The following is a 23648-nucleotide window of genomic DNA, read 5'->3' as shown; positions in this document are numbered from 1 at the left end:
TGTATTATTGGGACAGTGAGCACACTTGATGCAATTTTCAAAAAATACGACATCCGTGGATTAGTCGGCACAGAAATCACCCCAGAGAAGGTCGCAGCTATCGCTGCCGCCTTTGTTGACGAGCTTGAGCTTGTTGGTAAGTCCGTAGTGGTGGGGCATGACATGCGAGATTCCTCAGTTGGCTTTGTCGATGCTTTCATTGAAGGTGCTACCGCCAGGGGAGCTGACGTTATCAATATCGGCCTGTGTTCAACCGATGAGTGCTACTTTGCCTCAGGTCACCTGGATGCAGCAGCTGCGATGTTTACCGCGAGCCACAACCCCTCGAGTTACAACGGCATCAAGTTCTCTCGAGCTGGAGCCAGGGGTATCTCGATGGAAACCGGCTTGAGTCAAATTCTCGAGCGTGCAAATAAGTACCTCGCTTCAGGAATCAAAGAGGTAGCAGAGCCTGGTTACGGAAGCGAACACGACATCATGGGCGAGTACGCGGCAAATCTTCGTGAGCTTGTTTCACTTGATGCAATTCGTCCTTTGAAAGTAGTTGTTGACGCTGCCAACGGAATGGGTGGGCTCACTGTGCCATCAGTTTTGGGAACCGATGCTGGGTTGTCAGAGCTGCCAGTTGAGATCATCCCCATGTATTTTGAACTAGATGGCAGTTTTCCAAATCACGAGGCCAACCCGCTGGATCCTAAAAACCTCGTCGACTTACAAAGAAGAGTCATCCAGGAAAAAGCAGACATAGGTTTGGCCTTTGATGGCGACGCAGACCGCTGCTTTGTGATTGACGAAAAGGGGAACGCAGTTTCTCCTTCGGCTGTTGCAGCGATAGTTGCGGTAAGCGAGATAGCCAGAGCCAAGGCACTTGGTGAAACCAAGATTCACATCCTGCACAACTTGCTTACCTCGCGCGCAGTGAAGGAATTTGTTGAAGCCGCTGGCGCCACAGCTACCCGCACCCGGGTTGGGCACTCGTTGATTAAGGACGAGATGGCTAGAACCGGAGCCATATTTGGAGGCGAGCACTCCGCGCACTATTACTTCAAGGAATTTTATGGCGCTGATAGTGGAATGCTCGCGGCGATGCACGTCATGCGAGAGTTTGGCTCTCAGCATCTTCCGCTTTCGGAATTTGCAGCCAAGTTCGACCCCTATTTTGCTAGCGGGGAGATCAACTCCACCGTTTTGGATGCGGCAGCGAAGATGGCCCAAATCAAGAGTGAATTCCAAGGAGCGGATTTTGACGACCTGGACGGGATTACCCTAAGTTCGCCTAATGGAGAGAGCCCCTGGTGGTGGTTCAACGTTCGAAGCTCCAATACCGAGCCGCTATTGAGGCTGAACGTGGAATCTGAGGACCAAAAGCGCTGTGAAGCTCTAACTTCAATGGTTTTGGGTCTAATGAAAAGCTAGCTCCCAAGCTATGCTTGGATAATGCTGAAATCAAAAACAACTATCGAATTTAAAGTAGCCGACCTAGCTCTTGCCGAGGCTGGACGACACCAAATCCGCCTGGCTGAGAACGAAATGCCTGGTCTAATGGCTCTGCGCCAAGAGTTTGCCGCAGCTCAGCCACTCAAGGGTGCCCGCATCGCCGGCTCACTTCACATGACTGTTCAGACCGCTGTTCTTATCGAGACCCTAGCTGCACTTGGTGCACAGGTTCGCTGGGCCAGCTGTAACATTTTCTCCACCCAGGACGAGGCAGCAGCTGCTGTTGTCGTTGGTAGTGGTTCCCCAGAGCACGTTGCTGGTATTCCGGTGTTTGCTTGGAAGGGCGAAACCCTAGACGAGTACTGGTGGGCAACCTCAAGAATCTTCGATTGGTCCACAGAGGCCGAAGCCGAAGGTGCTTCTTACACCGGACCAAACATGATTTTGGATGACGGCGGAGACGCAACATTGCTTGTCCACAAGGGGCGCGAGTTTGAGCTCGCAGGATCAGTTCCTCCAACCGGTGCAGATGACAGCGAAGAGTATGGCGTAATTCTTGAGCTACTTCGCGATTCTTTAAAGGAAGACCCAAAGCGTTTCACAACTATTGCTTCTGAAATCATCGGTGTTAGCGAAGAAACCACTACCGGTGTTCACAGACTCTACGAGTTCTTCAAGCGCGGAGAGCTATTGTTCCCTGCGATCAACGTGAACGACTCGGTAACTAAGACCAAGTTCGACAACAAGTATGGAATCAGACACTCACTTCCAGATGGTCTAAACCGCGCAACCGATGTTTTGATTGGTGGCAAGACTGTTTGGGTTGGTGGCTACGGTGACGTAGGTAAGGGCGCAGCTGAAGCTCTTGTTGGTCAGGGTGCCAGGGTTATCGTGAGCGAGATCGATCCGATCTGTGCGCTGCAGGCAGTGATGGATGGTTATCAGGTAACAACTTTGGAATCAGTTATCGAAGACGTTGACATCTTTGTAACCGCTACCGGTAACACCGGAGTGATTACACCTGATCACGTAATGCAAATGAAGCACCTTGCTGTAATTGCAAACATCGGTCATTTCGATGACGAGATCGACATGGCAGGAATTGCCAAGATCAAAGACATCAGCAAGATCGAGATCAAGCCTCAGGTTCACGAGTGGTTGCTTCCAAACAACAGAAGCGTTCTGATCTTGAGCGAGGGAAGACTCATGAACCTTGGAAACGCCACTGGCCACCCAAGCTTTGTGATGAGCACCTCGTTCTCAAACCAGGTTCTGGCTCAGATTGAGTTGTTCACCAACTTGGCCGCTTACCCACTAGGCGTTCACATTCTGCCGAAGCACCTAGACGAGAAGGTTGCCAGAATGCACCTTGACGCTCTTGGGGTAAAACTGACAGAAATGAACGCAGACCAGGCGCGGTATATTGGTGTTCCAGTCAATGGACCATACAAGGTGGACCACTACCGCTACTAGGACCCAACATGACCCCTAAGATTCTTGTCGTAGATGACGACAATGCGCTAAGGGAAATGGTCGGAATTGTTCTAACAGCAGCCGGTTTCACTCCGACCTATTGTCCAGACGGTAATCAAGCGCTCGCAATATTTGAAGCTGAACAACCAGATCTAGTTCTTTTAGATGTGATGCTTCCTGGGCAAAGCGGGATTGCTGTTTGCAAAGAGATTCGAGCTGTCTCTGGCACCCCAATCATCATGCTGACCGCTAAGTCTGAAACCAACGATGTGGTTCTAGGCCTAGAAGCCGGGGCCGATGATTACATGGTCAAACCTTTTGAGCCGAGTGAACTTACCGCACGAATCAAAGCAAGACTAAGACCAATCACTAGTTCGGAAGCAAGAGTTAGCATCGGACCTTTGGTTTTGGATGTCGAAGGTCACCAGGTCTTGCGTGATGGAAAAATTGTTTCTTTGACGCCACTGGAATTTAACTTATTGCTGACCTTGGCTCAAAAACCAAACCAAGTTTTTACACGGGAACTTTTACTCGAGCAAGTTTGGGGTTACCAATACAAGGCAGATACCAGGTTGGTTAATGTGCACGTGCAGCGTCTTCGTTCCAAGATTGAAACCGACCCCGATAACCCAACGATTATCAAAACCGTTCGAGGCATTGGTTACAGGGCTGGATAGGCTCGATGTTTAGCTTGCTTAGACGCTCGGTTCAGGCTCGAGCGGTTGCGACCACCGTTGCGCTTAGCTCTGTGCTGCTTGTTGCCCTCGGTGGGTTCCTTTCGTTCTCAATTGGAAACGGACTATTCGAAGAGCGGCTGCAGCAGGTATTGGCCGAGTCGGAGGTGGCCGTTCTGGATGTTCAAAACACCTTTGCTGCTGCAACTGTGAGCGATGAAATAGCGCTTCAGACCCTCATGAATTCGGTGGTTCCTAAGCTCGAAGCCACCGAGGTGGCTGACACCCGAAGAATTGCCCTCCTTCGAACTCCTGGGCAATTGGGTGTTCAGCTGCTACAGAGCCCAATTTCTTCTGGTCTGGATACCGCTCTTATCTCACCAAGCTTCCGAGCTGAGGTGCGACTTAGCGAAGGAAGATTGCTCTACCAATCGATTCAGCTTTCAAGCACTACCGATGGGATCACAACAACCAGCCCAGGTATTGTTGTTGGCTCTCCAATCCAGATACCGCTTGCTGGAGCGCATGAGCTCTACCTAGTGTTTGATCTTTCTAGCGACCAGCAAACTTTGAACTTTGTGCAGCAGACCCTGTTTGCTGGTGGATTAGCGATTATTTTAATCATCGGTGGTGTTGCCTATCTGGTAACCGGCTGGATCGTAAGACCGGTGAGAATAGCTGCGGAAGTTTCGGAAGAAATTGCTGATGGCGCACTAGATGTTCGCTTGCTAGAAAAAGGTGAAGATGCCGTTTCTTCATTGGCAAGATCTTTCAACCGAATGGCTGATTCATTGCAGCAGCAAATTACAAAACTGGCATCTGTTTCCAAGATGCAGCAGCGCTTTGTTTCTGATGTTTCCCATGAGCTTAGAACACCGCTAACCACCATCAAACTGGCTGGTGACTTAATATTTGAAGGCAGAGAGAACCTAGATCCATCGCTAAAGCGCTCAGCTGAGATTATGCAAGGTCAAATCGAGCGTTTCGAGGTTTTGCTAAATGATCTATTGGAAATCTCGAGATACGACGCCGGAGCGGTTCGCCCAGAACTTGAGATTCATGATCTGAACCAAGTGGCCTCATCCGCCATTGCTTCAATTGACCCGCTGGCCAGCAAGCGAGGAAGTGCAATAGAGGTAGAGCTTCCAAAGGCTGAAGTCTTGGCGGAGTTTGACTACCGCAGAATCGAGAGGCTACTTAGAAACTTACTTGCCAATGCAATTGAGCACGGCGAAGGTAAACCAATTCACGTTGCCGTCGGGCACAACGAAGAAGCGGTAGCCGTGAGGGTTACCGATAACGGTGTTGGTATGAATGAGATCGAGTTAGCACGAGTGTTTGATAGGTTCTGGCGAGCAGACCCTGCCAGAAAGCGAACTACCGGAGGCACCGGTTTAGGTTTGGCAATTTCCCTGGAAGACACTTTGTTACACGGAGGCTCCCTTGATGTCTGGGCAAAACCCAATGCCGGAGCTAGTTTTAGACTCACTTTGCCCAAGGTTCAAGGCGGAACAATCAGTTCTTCACCGCTTTCATTACCTGGCGAGGGGCAGTAATGAGAGCCCTAATCGCGATGGCGATGCTTGCAACCCTAACCGGCTGCGCGACCCTTCCAGTTTCAGGACCGGTTCGAATTGGTCCCGATTTGGCAACACCCACTGACGGGAACTCTTTTTACTATTCACCTGCCTCACCGGTTGATGGTGCCACCGAAACTGAAATTCTTTCAGGGTTCATTTCCGCTGGCACCGCACCTCAGAATGACTACGCCATTGCCAGGGAGTTCTTAGATGAATCAATTCGTGCAACCTGGAATCCGAATCAAGAGCTGCTAATTCAAAGAAGCACGCCAAAGATTACTTTTACCGACGCGGGCACAGCTCTTGTTGAAGTTGAGGTTTCAGCACGAATTGATGCTAACGGAAGGTATGAAACCTTACCAGCTGGATCAACCAGGGTGCTCGAGTATGAGTTCACTGAGCAGGCAGGACAAGTTCGTATAGATAGTGCGCCGGATGTGACGATGGTGATTCGTCCGGTTTTTGATGTAGTTTTTAGAAGCTATTCGGTTTACTTCTTGGATAAGCCAAGAAGGACTCTGGTACCTGAGCTGCGCTGGTTCCCGTCCAACCCGGCTACGGGTACAAAGCTAGTTAACGCTTTATTGGCCGGTCCTTCGAGTTGGTTGGAACCGGCTGTTATTTCTGCAATTCCAACCGGAACCGTTTTGTCAACTGACGCTGTGACTGTGCAGCAAGAAACTGCACTGGTTGATCTAAGTGCAAGAGCACTAGTGGCTGGATTATCAGACCGCTCGTTAATGAAAGCTCAGCTTGTTGCAACTTTGTCTCAACTTCCAACAATCACTGAAGTTGCAATCTCAATTGAACGATCAGCGCAAGACATCCCAGATTCTCAAGTAGCACCCGCCGTGACAACTTCTGGGACCCTTCTGGCCGTTGGAGAAAATGGTCTTGAGGCACTATCGGGTGCTAATCCAGACTCCTTTGCCCAAGGGTTGTCATTTTTTAGTTCTCGATCAGTTTCCAAGCTTGCCGCTTCGAAAACTGGCGATACATTAGCTGCCCTAACAGAGTCGGGAGTATTCGAAACCGCTCTTTCGGCTCCAGGCTCCAGTGTTGAGGAAGTCGACCCTAGATCCACATTGGCTGGGCTCGAGTATGACTCGCTTTCCTATCTGTGGCTAGCAGCAGGCTCTAAAGTGTCAGTGAATTCCTTGCCACTTCAGGCTTCTTGGCTGGCTGGCTTATCGATTGTTGACTTCTCGCTATCTCCCGAGGGGTCGAGAGTCGCCCTGGTTGTAAGTAGCGGTGAGGGCAATCAGGTACTGATAGCACCTGTTATTCGAAAAGACAACGGTGTCCCGATTGAACTGGGGGCTCCAATATCTATTGGGTCAGAGATCGATAATCCGGTCAGGCTGAGCTGGTTCGATAGCGTAACGGTGGCCGTTGTCAACGATGAACCTGACGTGTCGAGCATGGCCCTGGTCTCAATTGGTGGCACGACCAGACTTATCCAAGGTGTCGCCGAGGTAAGCTCTCTGGTCGCGCTGGGAGACGGAACAAATCTTTATGCCCTAAAGGAATCTGGAGAGCTAGTGATTTATCGGGGATCATTCTGGAGCTCGCTGAAATCTTCAATCTCTGCGATAGCACTAGCAAGATAGTTTTCAACAAGTTGTGTTTAGATTCTTAAAGTAGATTGGTAAACCGGCACGATTGTAATCGTGCCAACACAATCTCTGATTGATCTTATTTTTCCGTCCCGCTGTGCGATTTGTGATAGCTCCGGCAAAAATCTTTGCGATCCCTGTCGGGAATTGATTTGGATAGAACCTAAAGAGTTCAACCTGTCAGGGTTAGCTGTCTTCACTGTCACCAATTACAAAGAGGAAACTTCCAAGTTACTGGTGGCACTAAAAGAAAAGGGGCAGTCCGCGCTTGTCTCCGAGCTAGCAATCATGCTTGAACCAATTCTCAAGAAGATTCCAAGCAGTGAATCGACAGTGTTCCTAGTGCCCGCACCAAGTAGACCTGCAAACTTTGCAAATAGAGGATTTACACCCACGCTGTTACTTGCTCAAGCAATCTCTAATCGAAACCCAAGCCTAAAAGTTCTCAACGCTCTGAACTTTTCTCGCGATGTCAAAGACCAGGTGGGGCTAACTGCCAATGAGCGGTTAGCAAATCTTGCAGAGAGTATGAGGCTAAATCAGCAGGTGGCAGGCAAGATTTGCTACCTACTTGATGACGTTGTCACAACCGGTGCAACCGCTCTAGAAGCAGCCAGAGTGCTAAGAATTGGGGGCGCCACTGTGCCAGGAGTGCTGGCTCTTAGCTATTCGAAGGGCTAACTAGCGTCCCTGGGCGAGGCCCTACCCAAGGCTCTAAGATTGAAGGTAATTACTTCCCAATTGATTTGGAGCGCATTTTGGCGTCTATTTTTGACAAAGTTCTTCGTGCCGGCGAGGGTAAGACCCTGGCAAAACTTAGGTCCCTGACCAATGCCGTCAACGCCCTAGAGCCAGATTTTCAGCAGCTCAGCGACGAGGAACTAAAACACGAGACAGCTTCTCTGCGAGAGCGCTTTGCCAAGGGCGAGACCCTAGATGATCTCTTGCCAGAGGCTTTCGCTGCCGTTCGCGAGGCAGCTAGCAGAACTATCGGTTTGCGACCATTTGATGTTCAGATCATGGGTGGAGCAGCTCTACACCTTGGCAATATTGCCGAGATGAAAACCGGTGAAGGTAAAACCCTGGTTGCAACTTTGCCGGCTTACCTAAACGCAATCGCAGGTCGCGGGGTTCACGTTGTTACCGTAAACGATTATCTGGCCAGCTACCAGAGTGAGCTAATGAGCCGTGTCTTTAGGGCTCTTGGTATGACCACCGGTTGCATTATCTCCGGACAAGAACCTGCCGTTCGTCGCGAGCAGTATCTAGCAGATATCACCTATGGAACCAACAACGAGTTTGGTTTTGACTACCTGCGCGATAACATGGCGTGGCAAAAAGCTGATCTAGTTCAGCGCGGTCACTTCTTTGCCGTGGTGGACGAGGTTGACTCGATCTTGATTGACGAGGCAAGAACTCCGTTGATTATTTCTGGACCTTCGTCAGGAGAGGCGAATCGTTGGTTCACCGAGTTTTCCAAAATTGCACAGAAGCTTCAGCCTGTAATTGATTACGAAGTGGACGAGAAAAAGCGCACCGTTGGAATCTTGGAGCCAGGAATCACCAAGGTTGAGGACTACCTTGGTATCGACAATTTATATGAATCCACTAACACCCCATTGATTTCCTTTTTGAATAACTCAATTAGAGCCAAAGCTCTTTTCAAAAAAGACAAGGACTACGTAGTTATTAAGGGTGAAGTGCTAATCGTTGACGAGCACACCGGAAGAATCTTGTCGGGAAGAAGATACAACGAGGGTATCCACCAGGCAATTGAGGCCAAAGAAGGCGTTGAGGTCAAAGCCGAGAATCAGACCCTGGCAACCGTAACGCTTCAAAACTTCTTCCGTCTTTACAGCAAGCTAGCGGGTATGACAGGTACCGCGGCTACCGAGGCTGCCGAGTTCATGGCTACCTACAAACTCGGCGTGATACCGATTCCAACCAATAAGCCGATGGTCAGAAAAGATCAGTCAGATCTTATTTACAAAAACGAAGAAGTTAAATTCAACATGGTGGTCGAAGATATTGTCGACCGTCACGCCAAAGGTCAGCCAGTACTGGTTGGAACCACCAGCGTTGAAAAAAGCGAGTATCTTTCGGTGCTGCTAGCCAAGCGAGGAATAAGGCACGAAGTTCTAAACGCTAAAAACAATGCCCGCGAAGCGGCCATCATTGCCATGGCTGGTCAATTTGGCTCGGTAACTGTTGCCACCAACATGGCAGGTCGTGGAACTGACATCATGCTCGGAGGAAACGCGGAGTTCCTTACTGTTGAGGCGCTAGCTAAAAAGGGTCTGAATTCTGAAGAAAATCCAGAAGAGTATGAAACTGCCTGGGCAGCTGAGTTTGAGAAGATCAAGCAAGAAGTAGCGGTTGAGGCAGAAAAGGTTCTATCTGTTGGCGGTTTGTATGTTTTGGGAACTGAGCGCCACGAGTCCAGACGTATTGACAACCAGCTTCGTGGTCGTTCCGGTAGACAAGGTGACGTTGGAGAATCCAGGTTCTACCTCTCGTTGACCGATGACTTGATGCGCCTGTTCAATTCCGGTGCAGCGTCTGCATTGATGAACCGATCTGGTGTGCCCGACGATACCGCAATCGAATCCAAAGTTGTTTCAAGAGCTATCGCCAGCGCTCAGTCGCAAGTTGAGGGAAGAAACGCAGAGATTCGTAAGAACGTTTTGAAATACGACGATGTTTTGAATCGCCAGCGTGAAGCCATTTATGGCGACCGCCGCAGAATTCTAGAGGGCGATGAGATCGCGACCCGTGTTGACCAGTTCTTAGAAGAAACTATTACCTACCTGGTTGAATCAGCCCTTGCCACCAAGGAAGACGTAACCCAAAGCCTGAAGACTTTGTGGACAGACCTAAAGGGTGTTTACCCGATCTCGCTTGAGATAGACGAGGTTTTGGCAGAAGCTGGAAGCGTATCGAGACTAACCTCTAACTTCCTTGCCAAGGAAATCATTAGCGACGCCAAGATTGCCTACCAAAAGCGCAGTGAGTCAATTGGCGAGCAGGGTATGCGCGAGCTAGAGCGGCGCGTAGTGTTATCGGTAATTGATAGAAAGTGGCGCGATCACCTTTACGAGATGGACTACCTAAAAGAAGGTATTGGACTTCGCGCCATGGCTCAGCGCGACCCACTGGTTGAGTACCAGCGCGAAGGCTTCGTAATGTTCCAGCAGATGATGGGATCGATTCGCGAGGAAGTTATAACTTACCTATTCAATGTTGAAGTAAGCGTGAACCAGTCACCTGTGGATCAGATTAGGCCCCAGGCCAACCTGAGCTACAGCGCACCGGGCGCTCCAAAAGAGGACGCGGAAGCAGTTATCGAACGAGCTCCACTAAACCGTGCAGCAGCTAGAAAGCAAGCTCAGGCGAAAAAAACAGGTAAGCCTGAAAAAGGAAGCTCGTTTTTCAAAGGCTAGATAAGTCAAATATTGGTGGCGCGCCGGAAATTAGCGTAGCGACGTTACTGACTTACTCGAAACGACTTACTGATATCCACTGCTGATTTCTTTGCGGAGCTAAATATAGGAACTTGTGATTCCTAGCTAGTTGTAAAGGTCCACACAATACGCTGAGGGCTCATTTCGGTACCCACAAGTGTCTCCAAATTCCTCATACTCTGAACCTGAAGGCGATTCTAAGAACAGGTCGTCGCAAGCGCTGAAGTCGCCATTTGAGCAACTATCCCAAAGGGAATCCAGATAAGAGTCAGATCCATAATTCCCGTAGGAGCTAGAACCTCCAGATGACGAGTAAATGTCTACACAATACCCGGCTGGCTCATTTCGATTTCCGCATGAGTCGCCAAAGTCTTGGTATTCCGAGCTAGAGGGAGAATCCAAAAAGAGTGTGTCGCAAGCCTCGAAGTTACCGTCCGCACAATTGTCCCAAAGAGCATCAAGGTAAGAATCGCTTCCGTACGATCCATAAGCCGCAGAGGAGGAACCGCTTGACGAGTCGTATATGTCTACACAATACCCGGCTGGCTCATTTCGATTTCCGCATGAGTCGCCAAAGTCTTGGTATTCCGAGCCCACTGGAGAATCCATAAAGAGTGTGTCGCAAGCCTCGAAGTTACCGTCCGCACAATTGTCCCAAAGAGCGTCAAGATAGGCGTTACTGCCATAGTCCCCATCAGGAACGAACTGCTCTGGAGAATCTTGCTGGGAAACCTGGCTGTCGCCGCCCGAAAGACTGGAGAGAAGGAAAATTGACCCCACGACAAGCCCAGCAAGAGCAACGAAGCCTGCGGCGGAGATTGCAATAATCTGTCCTGTTTTCAGAGACTTACGTGGCATGGCACTAGCCGGCATTAATAATGGATCGGCCACTCCGCCCTTGAATTTTTGTTGAGACTTGAGGGCAAGTGATGTCCCGCAACCAACGCAGAACAAAGCACTAGCCTTACTTTTGCTGCCACAGTTATTACAAATCATTTAATTCCCCCTTGCATCTATTGAAGTAATCTGACTGGCATCCGTTAGTAGTTCTTGTACTGGCTGTCATCCCGCGTTGCCGTCACTACGATCGCAGTTATCCATATCGCGAGAGCCGCAAAGAACCAAACAACAGAGAACAGCTCACCTATCGCTTCTGCTGGTATGTAGACGTCCTCGTCATATGAGATCTCGTACACCGTAAAGGCGATAACGGAAATAATCAATGGAGCAGTTCCGGCAATTGTTGAAATCCAGAATTTCTTGGCATCGTATTTGTATGTATATAGGTACGCCCATGAAGACAGGAACACGGCCATGATAACCGCTATCGACTTCTCGCGACTACCCTTAGTGGCAACACCCGCTACAGGCGATCCACACTTTGGGCATATAACGGCTGTGACTATCAAGCCATTTCCGCAGGCTGGGCAAAATTTATCGCTTTTGGATGACTTTTCTGGCATTTACTTCCCCTAAGTTAAAATTGACAGTTTTATCATAGACCCAAATCCAAACGAATTTCCTTCATCGAATCAAGGATGCTGCTGGGGTTTAGGCCTGCCTCTATTAGAGAGGTGCGAGAGTGACAACTCCCAGTGCTGCCCCGCAAGAAAAGGTGAGGTACGCGAAGCTCAGATAAATCCAATATTCGTAGCACGCCAGATGTTATGGGTCCCTTCAAGCCGGATAGCAACTGCCTTCGATCTTCTGCCTGAACTTAGAACAACCACCGATTCAATGACACCCTCTGCTGGGTATTGGTATCTAACCCGCACCACATCGGTTGGTTGAATCTGAGCCTTTCTTCCATGCGCCAAGCGGTACTGGGCTCTTGAAACAGCCCTTCTTTTCAAGGACTCATAGACGTGTTCGTTTAGGACATCTTGTAGTTGATCTACCGATCGAACCCCGTAGATCACTTCGTTCACAGCAGTAGCAATTGCCGCGATAAACAGCTGCGGCCGACGAAGCGGCTGGGTCCTTGGTAAATCAGGACCAAATTCCAGGTGTCGTTGGTTCTCATACCCCCTCGAGTGAATAGTGCTATCGATTCGCATGTCTGGTTTCTTCACTTCACTCCCTTTAGTAGCCAGGCTCAATTTGAGTTGCTTCAGGGTAATTGAATATCCTTTCGCTTTTAGCTGCCATTAGTCACTTGTGTATAACTATTTAGGAATGTCGGCCGGTGCGAAATGATGTTGCCATGACCACACTCACCAACCACGAACCTCATTTTCAAACCCGCCAATTACAGTCGGATCTGATCCCAGAAGGTGCCACCTGCCTTCAGCTCGAGTTAGCCGATGGCCTTACTCGCGAGCTGACACAGGTAAGAATCAGCCGGTCGTTTGCGTTTGGCCTGCTTGAAGACAAGTCGACCTGGAGCTTAATCCAGCTAAGTCATGTCTTGGCCCTAAAGTTTCAAAGACAAGATCCAGAAGCCTCACCCGCGGTTATCTGGACCCGCAAGAGCGCCGGTGAGCTGCTTGCCTTACTTCCGCTTCCCGCTCCAGCCAACCTCTGGTTTCAAAAAGAACCTCACAAAAAAGTGGGGTTGGTTGTCTTGGGTGTAACAAGGGGGCTAGTTGCAACCGATAGTGCGCTACTGGCATTTGTACCCCTCCAGGCAATTAGCTCCCTCGAGATTTCCCCCCGCTAACCCAAACGAAAGGACATCTAATGAAAATCCCTAGACCCAAGTCGGGTTCCAGGAGCCCGTTGTCAATTGCAGTTTCCGCTGTTGTGGTGGTTAGTTCAGTAGTTGGCGGCTGGCTCTTTATTGAAAGCAACAGAACCACCGAAGTCTTTCTTGTCACCCAGCAAGACCTTGCCTCTGGCGCACCTTTAGACATAGCAAATCTCGACAGGGTCGAGCTTTCCCTCTTTGGGTTAGCTGGCGCTTACCTTCAGCCAGAGTCCCTTTTGGAAGGCGCATATCTACAAAGACCCATTGGCTCTGGAGAAGCTATTCCACTTTCAGCAATTACAACCCGGGATCAAAACAACTGGTCTAACTTGGTTCTCACACCAGAAGTGCCGGTAAGCAGCCAGGTCGGAGTTGGTTCCCGGGTTAGCGTCTGGGCCTCTCCCTTGCTTGAGTTCCAAACCTACGGCGAACCGGTTTTATTGGCAGTTGATGTCGAGGTGGTAGCCATTATCGAACCCGTTGGCGGCTTTGCTGGCCAACAGCAATCTTTAGAACTTCGGGTTCCAACTGAATCGATTCAGTACCTACTGGGAGCAATTTCAAGTCAGTCTTTGATTGCCCTCACATCAACTGGGGGATCCAGATAATGCTGGAATCAATTGTTCGATCAATCCAAGCCGTTAAAAAACAAAACACCAAACCCGAACCGCAGATTATTGCAGTCACCAGCCCCCATGGCTCAACTGGCAAAACAACAGTTGCGATAAACATCGCTTTAGAGCTAGCTGCAGAAAAGTTTCGAGTGCTAATAATTGACGCGGACCTCGATGGCCCCAGTGTCGCCAACTACCTCTGCCTATCGGAGTTACCTGCAGGATTGGTGGCGCCAATACGTATTGCGAGCCAGAACCGCTTTGATCAAGCACAGCTTGAAAGGCTTAGTATTCAGATTCCTAAAAGCTCCATCACTTTGCTCCCTGGCGTTATCTCAGACCAAAGTTTGGAGCCGACGAGTCAGAGCATTGTTGCAATTCTAGAAATTGCCAAAGCAAGCTTTGACTTTGTGCTTGTGGACCTTGGCCCACTAAAGCCAAGTCAGGAATTTGACCTAACCCGGGAGGTGGTTCGCGCAAGTGACCAAATTGTTGTGGTGGCGCTTGCGGACCCCATCGGAATCTTTAGGCTGCTCAGGTTTGAGACAAATCTTTTGTCACTGACCGAGCGTCCCATGCTGGTGATAAATCGCCTGCGAAATACAGTTATTTCGCAAGCCAAGACTGAAATCAAGACGACCCTTGCAGGTCTTAGTGAAATCGAGGCAGCAGCTTTCTTGCCTGACGATCAGGCGTCCGTTGATCAGGCGACGAGACTGGGGATGATAACTGGCGCTCGATCGGGAAGCTTTCGCTCCGCGGTTGGAATCTTTACCAGGGTTTCAATCCTTGGTAGGCAGGGCGCTCTTGATTCCAGGGTGGCTAAACTCGGTTAGGTGTCCACACTTTCTCAACTAATCAGCGATTACGGTGTTCCGAATAAGGCGAATATCGACTGGCTAACCAGATTGCAATCGGAATGGCAATTAGTTGCAGACCTATTGTTTGCAGACCTAGTTCTTTGGGTCCCCACTAAAGATGGAAGCTTCGTTGCTGCAGGTCACGCTAGACCCTCGAGTGCGGCGACGGTTTTTTATCGGGACATCAGTGGTGAAGCCATTCGCAAAGAGTGGCTGGCAACGGTCAAGCAAGCCTTCGAATCAGGTCAAATAGTTGAGCAAAAAAGCGCAGACACTGTAGCCGGCCTACCAACAAGATTTAGTGCCATTCCGGTGCAAAAAGAAAGCGCGGTTGCAGCGGATACAAATGCCCCAATTGCGGTAATCACTAGGCACACTAATCTCTCTGAAAGCAGAACCCCAAATAAGATACAGCTCAACTACGTGAGTTGTGGCAAAGAATTACTCACGATGATTACCGAAGGAACCTTCCCCGACTACTCATCGCCCACCGGTAGAAGGCGTGGTGCCCCAAGAGCCAACGATGGCTTACTCAGACTCGATGTAGATGGAAAAGTTACCTTCGCTAGCCCTAACGGATTATCGGCATTTAGCCGCCTAGGCATCGAAGGTGAAATCGAAGGTAAGTCACTAGCTGAGGTTGCGACAAAGATCGTAAAAGAGCAATCCACAGTTGATGAGTCTCTACCTTTGGTTCTTACCGGCAAAGCTCCCTGGCGAGCAGACCTCGAATCAACTGACGTGACACTATCGGTTCGAGCCATTCCACTTATGAAAAGTGGAGCTCGAACCGGAGCAATCGTGCTGTGTCGTGAAATTACAGAACTGAGAAGGCAAGAGCAGCAGCTACTAACCAAAGACGCCACCATTCGGGAAATCCATCACCGTGTGAAAAACAACCTTCAAACCGTTGCAAGTTTGATGCGGATTCAAATGCGTAGAACAACAAGCGACGAAGCTAAAGAGGCGCTCGATCAAGCAATCCGAAGGGTTTCCGCGATAGCTCTCGTGCACAACACACTGGCTGAAGGATTCTCCGACGAAGTGAACTTTGACGAGATATTTGAATCCAGCATGCGACTAGTTGGGGAGCTGGCTACCGACTCATCGAGAGAGATCAAGCTTCGAATTGATGGCAAGTTTGGCCAGCTGGACAGCAAATTTGCCACGCCGCTGGCAGTTGCTTTAACCGAGGTTGTCACCAATGCTGCCAGTCACGGACTGGGTGAGCACGGCGGAAGCATCCTTATAACTCCTAGGCAAACAGCCAAGCAGCTGACTATTGAGGTCGAAGATAACGGGGTGGGATTTGAAAAAGGTGCCATCGGCAAAGGCCTTGGAACTCAGATTATAAGGACCCTTATAGAAGGTGAATTGCGGGGAAAGATTAGTTGGTTTTCACCCAAAGATGGCGGCACAAAGGTCGCCATAAGTATTCCAATTTAGCTAGCGCGACGAGCCCTGGCGTACTTGCGCTTTAGAGACTTACGCTCGTCTTCACTCAAGCCACCCCAAACTCCGGTGTCCTGGTTTTCCTTGATTGCGTACTCTAGACATTCGGTTGTCACGGTGCACTGGCGGCAAACTGCCTTAGCCTGCTCGATCTGATCTACCGCAGGACCTGTGTTTCCAACTGGAAAAAACAGTTCTGGGTCTTCATTTAGGCATCGAGACTGGTTTAGCCACTGCATATCCATGCGAATAATCCTTTATCAGTTGGCCCCCATAGCCAAGACGGGCAATACAAACTCTCACTTAGGTTGGTGAGGTCGAAAATTGTGATTTACGCTTATGTGCGTAACTCGTGTTCTGTATCTAATCGTTCCATACTGGTAGCGGTTTGTAAATACCCAACTTTGGAGCCCAAAATGACACCCTTTAGCAAGGCCCCAGCCCTGGTGCAAATTGTGCTTATTATGCTGGTTGTCGAAGCCTTAGTTTTAGCGGCTGTTTTTTTCACACTACTTTTTGAATTATTCTCCGGTCAATTTCAAAGTGTTTACGCAGAAGTTTTCCTACTGGTGCTAGCAGCAGGTGCGACGGTCTGGGTATTGACTTTTTCTCGAGGCCTATTGAACAAAAAACGCTGGGCAAGAAGCGCAGCATTCTTTTGGCAATTACTTCAAGCTGTTGTCGGCGCTGGTGCAATTGCAGAAACCGGGACCAGTCGAATAATCGGAGCAATACTTGTTCTAATCTCAGGAATAACAGTTGTACTTTTGTTTAATTCAAAAGTGGTTGCCGCCACCAATGAGGAAACAGAAGGCGATCTACCGAACTAGATATAAGTTTCTAGATATCTAGTTGCTTACGAAGGCTGTCGACGTGACCGGTTGCCTTTACGTTATAAAGGGCTAGCTCTAGCTTTCCAGTCTCATCCACTGCAAAAGTTGATCGCAGCACGCCCTCATAAGCCCTGCCATACATACTCTTGGTTCCATAAGCCCCGTACTTTTTGTGAATAGTCAGGTCAGGATCTGCCAGCAGAGCGAACTTGAGTTTGTGAGCCTTCTGGAACTTCTGCATCTTTTCGACGCTGTCTGGCGAGACTCCAAGCACCTCGTAGCCGGCTTTGTTTAGAGCCTTTAGGTTCTCGTTAAAGTCTTCTGCTTCCTTGGTGCAACCAGGTGTCAGTGCAGCTGGAAAGAAGTAAACAATGACTTTTTTGCCCTTGAACGAGGAGAGTTTTACCTTGGTTCCGTCGTGATTGACGAGTGTGAAATCAGGGGCCTTGTTGCCAACCTCTAGCCTCTTTGCCTCAGCCATTTATCCTCCAGTGGGGTGAATTCGGGGTTTGACTAAAGTCTAAACCACACCCAAATGGGGTTTGGTGACCAGCGATTATGCTTGAAGAATGTTGCTGCGGTTGATTCAAATCTCTCGTCCAGTGCTTTGGATCAACACCATAGGCACCTCGGTCATTGCCATGTGGCTGGGCGGAGACTTATGGCGCTGGGACATTATTCCTTTCCTTATTTGGGTCACTTTCCCCTTCAACCTGTTGATTTATGGAATCAACGACATCTTTGATCAGGAAACCGACAATATAAATGCCCGCAAGGGTGGCATGGAAGGCGCCAAGATTAGCTCCCGCGAAGTGGTGCCAATATTTGTGGCGGTAGCTGTTACCAACATTCCATTCTTGATCTACTTCGCCTTCACTGTGCCGCCGGCCGCAATGGCCTGGATACTGGCCTATGGACTCTTTTTCTACTTCTATTCGTCGCCGCCATTTAGGTTCAAGGCCAGACCGGTTTGGGACTCGGTATCAAATACCGACTACGCCTTCCCATTAGTTTTCATCCCATTGGCTTTTGGACATGAGCCCCTTTGGTTTGCAGCTATCGGCCTTATGGTCTGGTCCATGGCAAAGCACACCTTTGATGCCGTGCAAGACATCCCCCAAGATAGCTTCGTTGGCATCAAGACAACCGCTGTGTGGCTTGGCACCAAAGGCAGTGCTTACTGGGTTGGTTTCGGGTGGCTTATCTCCACGGTCTTGTTTGCGCTGGTGAACATCCCGGTAGCAATAGTCAACGCCGTTATCGCCGGATACCTAACTGTTGCAATCTTTAGAAAGCCAGTTCCTGAAACCGGTCGAAAGCTATACCGGCTTTCGATTGCCTTCCCATATATTGCAGGAGCGGTTGCTGGAGTGCAGCTTGTTTCTGCCATGGTCTTAGGTCTTTACCCTTGAGCCAGAAATCTATTGTTGTAATCGGTGCTGGTATCAGTGGCCTGGCAACCGCGGCCCTACTTGCAAAAGCCGGACACAAGGTAAAGATCATCGAAGGATCCGATTGGATCGGTGGCAAGTCGAGGCGAATCATCGTTGATGGCCAACGGATGGACACCGGTCCTGCGCTGGTAACTTTTCCAGGGGTCTGGAAAGAGTTTCTTCGCAGGTACGACAATCTTGGCGATACCTCTATACCTGCATCTGAAATAGCTCCAATAGAGTTCGAACCGCTATCGGAGGTGGGCGAGTACTTCTATAAAGGGGATAAGTGCCTGCTCCCTGTTGAACCAGGCAATAAGTGGCACGATAGCTGGACTAGGTTCGAAGCTGTTCACGGCAAGCTCGATAAAGAGATCACAACCCTGCTAACTAACACCTCCATGAGCCCTAAGGCAGTGCCCGCTGTTAGCAAGCTTGTTTCCAACTACGGACTTAGGCTCACCACCAAAAGCTACCTCGATGGCTTGAAGTGGTTACCGGAAGGCCTGAAAGAAGTCATCTCGATTCACACTTTGAATGCAGGTGTTGCCCCCGAATCCACACTTGCACTGTTCGCAACCATGCCAGCCGTAATGGCAACCCAACAGGTGCTTGTTCCAAAGGGCGGCGTGAACGAGATTCCTCTTACTTTGGAAAAGCTAGCTCGTCACGCCGGAGCGGAGATCATCTTGAACCAGAAAGTGGTTTCCATATCCAAGAAAGAGGTAAAAACTAGCTCCGCTAGTTACCAGGCCGATATTGTGATTTCCAGCCTGGACGCTAAAGTCACAGATCGTTTACTTGGCAAGAAAACCCAGGAACAAAACCGCAAGATGTCGTGCAGCGGTGTGGCGATCTATGCCGTGCTAGATCAAGACCTTCCGGAGCAAACCAAGACCCACTCGGTGATCATGCCCGATGACCCAGCCAAGCTCCATAAGTCTCTGGGCAACAAAGAACTACCTGAGCAATCCATGGTCTTTGTGAATTACTACAAGGCCGGGCACATCTACCCCAACAAGAAATCAACGGTGGCTGTCTTGATTACCGCTCCAGCCGATGGCAAGCACTACGGAATAGATAGTGAATTCGCTATGCGAGAGCTAGAGCGCGTAAGCAAAGTTATGGGATTACCAAAGAACATCAAAGAGTTTTTTGGTGAATTCCAGATTTTAGATCCTGAGTACTTCTCTGGTTGGGGAGCAACCGGGGGAGCGCTATACGGTGAAGCAAGAAAGATTTGGCAGTCAGGACCGCTACACCAACCCAAGCATGCATCGATTCTTCGACCATGGCTTTGGCGAGTGGGGGCATCAACTCACCCCGGCGGAGGTATCCCTGCCGTACTTGGTGGATCACTAATTGCTACCGAGAAGCTTCTAAAGCGCATCGGTAACGAATCAACAGATCTTGACTCACTTCTTCTAAACCAAGCATCCTGAGCTAGTTCTATCTAGCGAGCTAGTGAATTCTAGCTCTTTGGAAAGCTATTGATTGCGGAGCTTACGATCGCAATCAAATAGACACCGCTTACTACCCAGGGACCAACGCCCTCAGAGATACTGGAAATTGGAACTCGTTTGGACATGTGAAAAACGTTTACTGATAGATGGGGTGCAAAAACCACCCAGGCCAACGCCATTGCGATTGGCATGGCACCAAGTGCTGGTATCGAGAAAACTGGAATGGTGATTACTAGCACTAGCCACGCGGAGGCAATGTAGTAGTCGTTAGCTGTTCTTAGTTTTAGCTTCCAAGGAGCCCCATAGGTTTTATATGCAACACCAGCGTGGAAGGCAATCCAAACAAATGAAACTAGGAAAAACACCCTAGGGACAATATCTAGCGCCATAAGCCCGCCTGCTTGACCATGCTCCATGTGATAGGCGAAGTGCACAAAGATATATCCAAAGGCCATCGGCCAAGCAAGCAATCTATTGAGGTTGATCAGCGCAGTTGGCTTGCCTTTGATTCCAAGACCCACCAGCAAGGAAAGCACTATTGCACCCAAGATCCCCAACACCACCACTTCTTCAGTGAGGTTGGTATGTGAGGAAGCTGGCTCGCCTAATGAGTAACCCCAACCTCCAAAAGCTACGGCAAGTGCAACTAGAGCAACAGTAAGAATGGTGTTTTGGTTGGATTTGAGTGTCTTCATGAGTTAAGTCTAAGTCTTTCCTGAAGCCCAGTTTTCTTGAATGTCCAGCGCCATTACCTCCCCCTAACCACACCTTCGCTAGGTTTTGAACCATTTAGCGCAAGTGGTATTGTTTAGAACTGTTGCCACTTAGGTCACAAACAAGCACCTCTAGCTCAATCGGCAGAGCAACTGACTCTTAATCAGTGGGTTCCGGGTTCAAGTCCCGGGGGGTGCACGGAAAATCCAGCTACTTCTCACGAGAGCTGGATTTTCTTACATATCGGGCCTTCCCACCTATAGATCTGGTCTCCAATTTCAGTAGTGACCTAAAATTGGAGATCAATGTCGCCTCTAGAACCTATAGTTTTCCTAGATTGCAAAATTCCAAAGCAGGGGGAGTTCAAGTGAGACCTGCAAGGATTCTGGTGCAAAAAGGACTCGTGGCCGCTAAGTGAGTGAATCCCTTGAATTAAAGATCAATGAATACTTGCAATCTAGGAAGTACTTTCTCCAAGTTCTAAGGGGGGTTCGCCATGGATCCTTCGGGGAAAAACTATCCACTAAAGAACTGAAATCAACTGACTTTGAGGGAGTCGTCATCAAGGGCTATAGCTGGAAAAATTATGAGCAAATTTCGTAAGAAAACATCCTGAGGCCAACATATCTTTCAAGGCAATAATTGTCAGACCATCTGATTGATACGGAATCAGTGACTTAGAACTTAACCGTCAGCCACTAGAATTGAGAAAATTGAAATTAGGGGAAAATTGAAAAAAATCATAGGGTTATTGGCTTCGGCTTTGGTAATTTTGGGTCTTTCTGGATGTGGCCCTCAGGATGGACTCAATCGAGATTTTGCTTCTGCAGATGACTTGATTGCTGCTCTCTCAAGCGAGGGTTTTGAGTGCAGCATCTTTGAAGAGAGGCCTATTTCGGACTTACCGGAAGAGTCGCAATCTTTTGGATACAGGTCCCTTAGCTGGTGCTACCCCGCAGATAACTTTTAGAGAAATTGGCATCCATATATTCGAGAGTTCCAGTGGAGCGGAGGAATCTGCCAGGTCCCGCACTGCATCATGCAATGCTTCTGGGCTAGATGAGATGTTTATTCAGGAAGGTAATTGGCTTTTAACTTCTAGTGATATAGAGCAGGTAGTGGAGCTTGCCAATCTCGCACAAACCCAAGTGGTAGCTGTTCCTAACTGCTAGATACCTTTGCCCAAGAGAGTTCTTTTGTGATTTGAGGCTCAGACTCGAGAGTGTCAAAACATTTGGGTCTGGGCAGTCAACTTCTCAAACCTCCCGATTAGCTTCTACCCACTAGGGACTTTGAAACAGATGCACAGAGAATGTCAGACTCACTGAGTAGTATATAAGTAAGAAATACTGATTTTCGGCAGACATGACTCTTAATGAGTCGGTGTTCTTCTGAGAAAAATGTCTTTTTTCACTAAAATTTAAGTCAATTGGAATCTCAATTTAGGGGGAATAATGAAAAGACTTGGTATTGCTGCCATAACACTTGGGGTTGTCCTAATCGTGTCGGGCTGCTCAGCGGAGGGTGAAGATTTGAGTGCTAGATCTGTTAATTGCTCAACACTCGAGAGCTTTTTTGAATCAGACCCAAACATGCTGCACGTTCAAAATAGTTGGAATACTTACGAGTTCTACGAATACCTTGAACAGGGGTTGTGGACAAAGCTATCGAACGCTGATGAACCCAGCTTTAACGCTCTAATGGAATTACGACGAATCGAATACTCCCAAAACTTGTACGAGCCACCAGCCCTTGGGAGAGTAATAACTTATGATCCAGAATCCCAAACAAATGATGCGGTAAAAATTCAAGACTTTGTTGAGGATTCAAAGAAAGAAGAGGCAGTAGATCAGGCAAAGGCGCTCTGCCCAGGACTAGATGTTCAGTGGTGGGATTCCCAATTTTACATTAGAGATTTCGCATTCTAAAATTTTTGCCCTAGGGTAAAGCTGAATTGCCAGTCTCACTGCGCCAAGAAATATTGATTTTCGTCAGACATCACTTTCAACAAGAAGGCACTTTTGGCATCGTCTGTACAATGATTAATGATTCCAAGGGGGAAGTTTGAAGAAAACAACAGTTTTATTAGTTTCCGCATCTCTAAGCCTTTCGCTGAGTGGGTGTTCATCTGATTACAGCGATTCCGAATCACCTAACCGAATTGACTATGAATCTGGATTCATGTGGGCAGGGTCTCTGGCCTTTCAATTAGCAGAAGAAGCAGAAGCTTCAGGATCGGCAAACTCTCGAGAAGAAGGACATGTCGAAGCGGCTACCGTCATGAAAGAGCTGTATGGCACTTTCGAGTCTGGATGCAGAACGGTTGTGGAGTCCAACTTCGAGGATGAATTTCCAGCCGGTTCCGCCCGGGATGCATGGGTTCAGGGTTGTGTAGATTTCATGCATAGCATCGAAGAGAGATGGCCGTAAGCTGAATCTCAAAAGAATTACAACTTTCATTAAATTCTTTAAAAGGGGGACACATTGAATACAGCATCAAAAACTATTTTGTCATTATCACTGACTGCAATTCTGGCTGCGTCGCTAACGGGATGTGGCCCTCAGGATGGAATCAATCGAGATTTTGCTTCTGCAGACGCCCTGCTGGCTGCTCTTTCGAGCGAAGGATTTGAGTGCGACATCTTTGAAGAAAGGCCCAGCGGGGACTTTCAAGAAGATTCCGAGTTGTATGGCTTGAATTCGATGAGCTGGTGTTACCCCACACCAAATACTGGAGAGATTGGAGTATTTATTTTTGAAAACGCCAGTGGAACAGACGAGGCTGCGAAGGGCACTAACTTCAGCTGCAACGGAACTGCAACAGATTTTAAATTTATCAAGAGCAACAACTGGATGCTAACTTCTGACGATCTTGAAACCATTAATGAACTGGCCAATCTCGCACAAACCCAAGTCACTACCTTTCCAGACTGCTAGATAGGATTACCCGAGAGAGTTCTCCTTGAGATCAATTGCGAACAACGGGTGGTTTCAAAAATATGGATTTTGGTGGTCAGCTCTAGAACTGAATGGACATCTAATAAAAGCTGGGGATTCTGAATCTGGCAACCAACATGTCAGACTCACTGAGTAATATTTAAGTAAGAAATACTGATTTTCGGCAGACATGACTCTTAATCAGTGGGTTCCGGGTTCAAGTCCCGGGGGGTGCACGGAAAATCCAGCTACTTCTCACGAGAGCTGGATTTTCTCATTAACTGGAGCTTTTCTGTTCATACGGAATCCAGTGCAACGAATCCTGGGCTACCGGCTATGGAAGGCCAGAACCTGCTTTGCAAAAGCTGCGGATAAGTCCCACGCTTGCTTGCGGTAGCTTGCTGCAAGCTCGTGC

The 23648-nt window shown here is 48.8% G+C and carries 24 protein-coding genes and 1 tRNA gene; 19 read left to right on the top strand and 6 right to left on the bottom strand.

Features of this window, described 5'->3' with window-relative positions:
- The first annotated feature begins 15 nt into the window (after positions 1 to 15).
- The 7 genes from AC9UFE_RS02165 (at position 16) to secA (ending at position 10220) form a co-directional block, all read left to right on the top strand.
- Complete coding sequence (locus AC9UFE_RS02165; protein ID WP_509545341.1) at positions 16 to 1416, top strand: phosphomannomutase/phosphoglucomutase; 1401 nt, start codon at positions 16 to 18, stop codon at positions 1414 to 1416.
- A gap of 21 nt (positions 1417 to 1437) precedes the next feature.
- Complete coding sequence (ahcY, locus tag AC9UFE_RS02160) at positions 1438 to 2910, top strand: adenosylhomocysteinase (RefSeq protein ID WP_509545340.1); 1473 nt, start codon at positions 1438 to 1440, stop codon at positions 2908 to 2910.
- Positions 2911 to 2918: 8 nt separating this feature from the next.
- The gene (gene mtrA, locus AC9UFE_RS02155; RefSeq protein ID WP_509545339.1) at positions 2919 to 3587 is read left to right on the top strand and encodes an MtrAB system response regulator MtrA; all 669 of its coding nucleotides are present in this window, start codon (positions 2919 to 2921) and stop codon (positions 3585 to 3587) included.
- A 14-nt stretch (positions 3588 to 3601) separates the two neighbouring features.
- On the top strand, positions 3602 to 5140 hold the full coding sequence (mtrB, locus tag AC9UFE_RS02150) for an MtrAB system histidine kinase MtrB (RefSeq protein ID WP_509545338.1): 1539 nt from the start codon (positions 3602 to 3604) through the stop codon (positions 5138 to 5140).
- On the top strand, positions 5140 to 6774 hold the full coding sequence (locus AC9UFE_RS02145; RefSeq protein ID WP_509545337.1) for an LpqB family beta-propeller domain-containing protein: 1635 nt from the start codon (positions 5140 to 5142) through the stop codon (positions 6772 to 6774). The genes mtrB and AC9UFE_RS02145 overlap by 1 nt, the downstream gene beginning before the upstream one ends.
- A gap of 153 nt (positions 6775 to 6927) precedes the next feature.
- Positions 6928 to 7461 (top strand): ComF family protein, encoded by a 534-nt coding sequence (locus AC9UFE_RS02140; RefSeq protein WP_509545336.1) that lies wholly within the window; start codon positions 6928 to 6930, stop codon positions 7459 to 7461.
- A 77-nt stretch (positions 7462 to 7538) separates the two neighbouring features.
- Entirely contained in the window at positions 7539 to 10220 is a 2682-nt protein-coding gene (secA, locus tag AC9UFE_RS02135) for a preprotein translocase subunit SecA (protein WP_509545335.1), read from the top strand.
- Between the two features lie 126 nt (positions 10221 to 10346).
- Here secA and AC9UFE_RS02130 read toward each other — a convergent pair whose 3' ends face one another.
- The 3 genes from AC9UFE_RS02130 to AC9UFE_RS02120 all read right to left on the bottom strand — a co-directional run bounded on the left by AC9UFE_RS02130 (position 10347) and on the right by AC9UFE_RS02120 (position 12313).
- Positions 10347 to 11237 carry a hypothetical protein gene (locus tag AC9UFE_RS02130; protein ID WP_509545334.1) on the bottom strand — a complete coding sequence of 297 codons (891 nt, stop codon included), beginning with the start codon at positions 11235 to 11237 and terminating at the stop codon, positions 10347 to 10349.
- Positions 11238 to 11281: 44 nt separating this feature from the next.
- Positions 11282 to 11704 (bottom strand): hypothetical protein, encoded by a 423-nt coding sequence (locus tag AC9UFE_RS02125; protein WP_509545333.1) that lies wholly within the window; start codon positions 11702 to 11704, stop codon positions 11282 to 11284.
- Between the two features lie 168 nt (positions 11705 to 11872).
- Entirely contained in the window at positions 11873 to 12313 is a 441-nt protein-coding gene (locus AC9UFE_RS02120; RefSeq protein ID WP_509545332.1) for an Rv3235 family protein, read from the bottom strand.
- Positions 12314 to 12426: 113 nt separating this feature from the next.
- On the opposite strand from AC9UFE_RS02120, the gene AC9UFE_RS02115 reads away from it, so the two are divergent.
- The 4 genes from AC9UFE_RS02115 to AC9UFE_RS02100 are packed head-to-tail and all read left to right on the top strand — an operon-like array spanning position 12427 to position 15847.
- Positions 12427 to 12900, top strand: a complete 474-nt coding sequence (locus AC9UFE_RS02115; RefSeq protein ID WP_509545331.1) for a hypothetical protein — start codon at positions 12427 to 12429, stop codon at positions 12898 to 12900.
- 59 nt (positions 12901 to 12959) lie between these two features.
- The gene (locus tag AC9UFE_RS02110) at positions 12960 to 13535 is read left to right on the top strand and encodes a hypothetical protein (RefSeq protein ID WP_509545330.1); all 576 of its coding nucleotides are present in this window, start codon (positions 12960 to 12962) and stop codon (positions 13533 to 13535) included.
- Positions 13535 to 14377 (top strand): CpaE/TadZ family protein, encoded by an 843-nt coding sequence (locus AC9UFE_RS02105; RefSeq protein ID WP_509545329.1) that lies wholly within the window; start codon positions 13535 to 13537, stop codon positions 14375 to 14377. The genes AC9UFE_RS02110 and AC9UFE_RS02105 overlap by 1 nt, the downstream gene beginning before the upstream one ends.
- A complete protein-coding gene (locus AC9UFE_RS02100; RefSeq protein WP_509545328.1) occupies positions 14378 to 15847 on the top strand; it encodes a sensor histidine kinase in 1470 nt (489 codons plus the stop codon).
- Here the strand turns inward: AC9UFE_RS02100 and AC9UFE_RS02095 are convergent.
- Entirely contained in the window at positions 15844 to 16092 is a 249-nt protein-coding gene (locus AC9UFE_RS02095) for a WhiB family transcriptional regulator (RefSeq protein ID WP_509545421.1), read from the bottom strand. The two genes, AC9UFE_RS02100 and AC9UFE_RS02095, sit on opposite strands and share 4 nt — an antisense overlap.
- A 177-nt stretch (positions 16093 to 16269) precedes the next feature.
- Here AC9UFE_RS02095 and AC9UFE_RS02090 point away from each other — a divergent pair, with 177 nt between their 5' ends.
- Complete coding sequence (locus AC9UFE_RS02090) at positions 16270 to 16683, top strand: hypothetical protein (RefSeq protein ID WP_509545327.1); 414 nt, start codon at positions 16270 to 16272, stop codon at positions 16681 to 16683.
- Between the two features lie 10 nt (positions 16684 to 16693).
- On the opposite strand, the gene bcp is transcribed toward AC9UFE_RS02090, so the two are convergent.
- Positions 16694 to 17167 carry a thioredoxin-dependent thiol peroxidase gene (bcp, locus tag AC9UFE_RS02085; protein WP_509545326.1) on the bottom strand — a complete coding sequence of 158 codons (474 nt, stop codon included), beginning with the start codon at positions 17165 to 17167 and terminating at the stop codon, positions 16694 to 16696.
- 100 nt (positions 17168 to 17267) lie between these two features.
- Between bcp and AC9UFE_RS02080 the strand changes: the two genes are divergently transcribed.
- Complete coding sequence (locus AC9UFE_RS02080; protein ID WP_509545324.1) at positions 17268 to 18098, top strand: UbiA family prenyltransferase; 831 nt, start codon at positions 17268 to 17270, stop codon at positions 18096 to 18098.
- Positions 18095 to 19561: a phytoene desaturase family protein gene (locus AC9UFE_RS02075; RefSeq protein WP_509545323.1), complete on the top strand. Its 1467-nt coding sequence runs from the start codon at positions 18095 to 18097 to the stop codon at positions 19559 to 19561. The genes AC9UFE_RS02080 and AC9UFE_RS02075 overlap by 4 nt, the downstream gene beginning before the upstream one ends.
- A 29-nt stretch (positions 19562 to 19590) precedes the next feature.
- Here AC9UFE_RS02075 and AC9UFE_RS02070 read toward each other — a convergent pair whose 3' ends face one another.
- Positions 19591 to 20277: a hypothetical protein gene (locus AC9UFE_RS02070; protein ID WP_509545322.1), complete on the bottom strand. Its 687-nt coding sequence runs from the start codon at positions 20275 to 20277 to the stop codon at positions 19591 to 19593.
- A gap of 144 nt (positions 20278 to 20421) precedes the next feature.
- On the opposite strand from AC9UFE_RS02070, the gene AC9UFE_RS02065 reads away from it, so the two are divergent.
- The 5 genes from AC9UFE_RS02065 (at position 20422) to AC9UFE_RS02045 (ending at position 23233) form a co-directional block, all read left to right on the top strand.
- Positions 20422 to 20494: transfer RNA gene (locus AC9UFE_RS02065), tRNA-Lys, on the top strand.
- Between the two features lie 532 nt (positions 20495 to 21026).
- Positions 21027 to 21266 carry a hypothetical protein gene (locus tag AC9UFE_RS02060; RefSeq protein ID WP_509545321.1) on the top strand — a complete coding sequence of 80 codons (240 nt, stop codon included), beginning with the start codon at positions 21027 to 21029 and terminating at the stop codon, positions 21264 to 21266.
- A 484-nt stretch (positions 21267 to 21750) separates the two neighbouring features.
- Positions 21751 to 22224: a hypothetical protein gene (locus AC9UFE_RS02055; protein ID WP_509545319.1), complete on the top strand. Its 474-nt coding sequence runs from the start codon at positions 21751 to 21753 to the stop codon at positions 22222 to 22224.
- A gap of 136 nt (positions 22225 to 22360) precedes the next feature.
- The gene (locus AC9UFE_RS02050; RefSeq protein ID WP_509545317.1) at positions 22361 to 22726 is read left to right on the top strand and encodes a hypothetical protein; all 366 of its coding nucleotides are present in this window, start codon (positions 22361 to 22363) and stop codon (positions 22724 to 22726) included.
- Between the two features lie 54 nt (positions 22727 to 22780).
- A complete protein-coding gene (locus tag AC9UFE_RS02045; RefSeq protein ID WP_509545316.1) occupies positions 22781 to 23233 on the top strand; it encodes a hypothetical protein in 453 nt (150 codons plus the stop codon).
- Positions 23234 to 23648 lie beyond the last annotated feature (415 nt).

The sequence above is a fragment of the Rhodoluna sp. genome, assembly GCF_044239955.1.
In the GTDB taxonomy this organism is placed as follows: Bacteria; Actinomycetota; Actinomycetes; order Actinomycetales; family Microbacteriaceae; genus Rhodoluna.
This window is presented reverse-complemented; position numbering and strand designations above follow the sequence as displayed.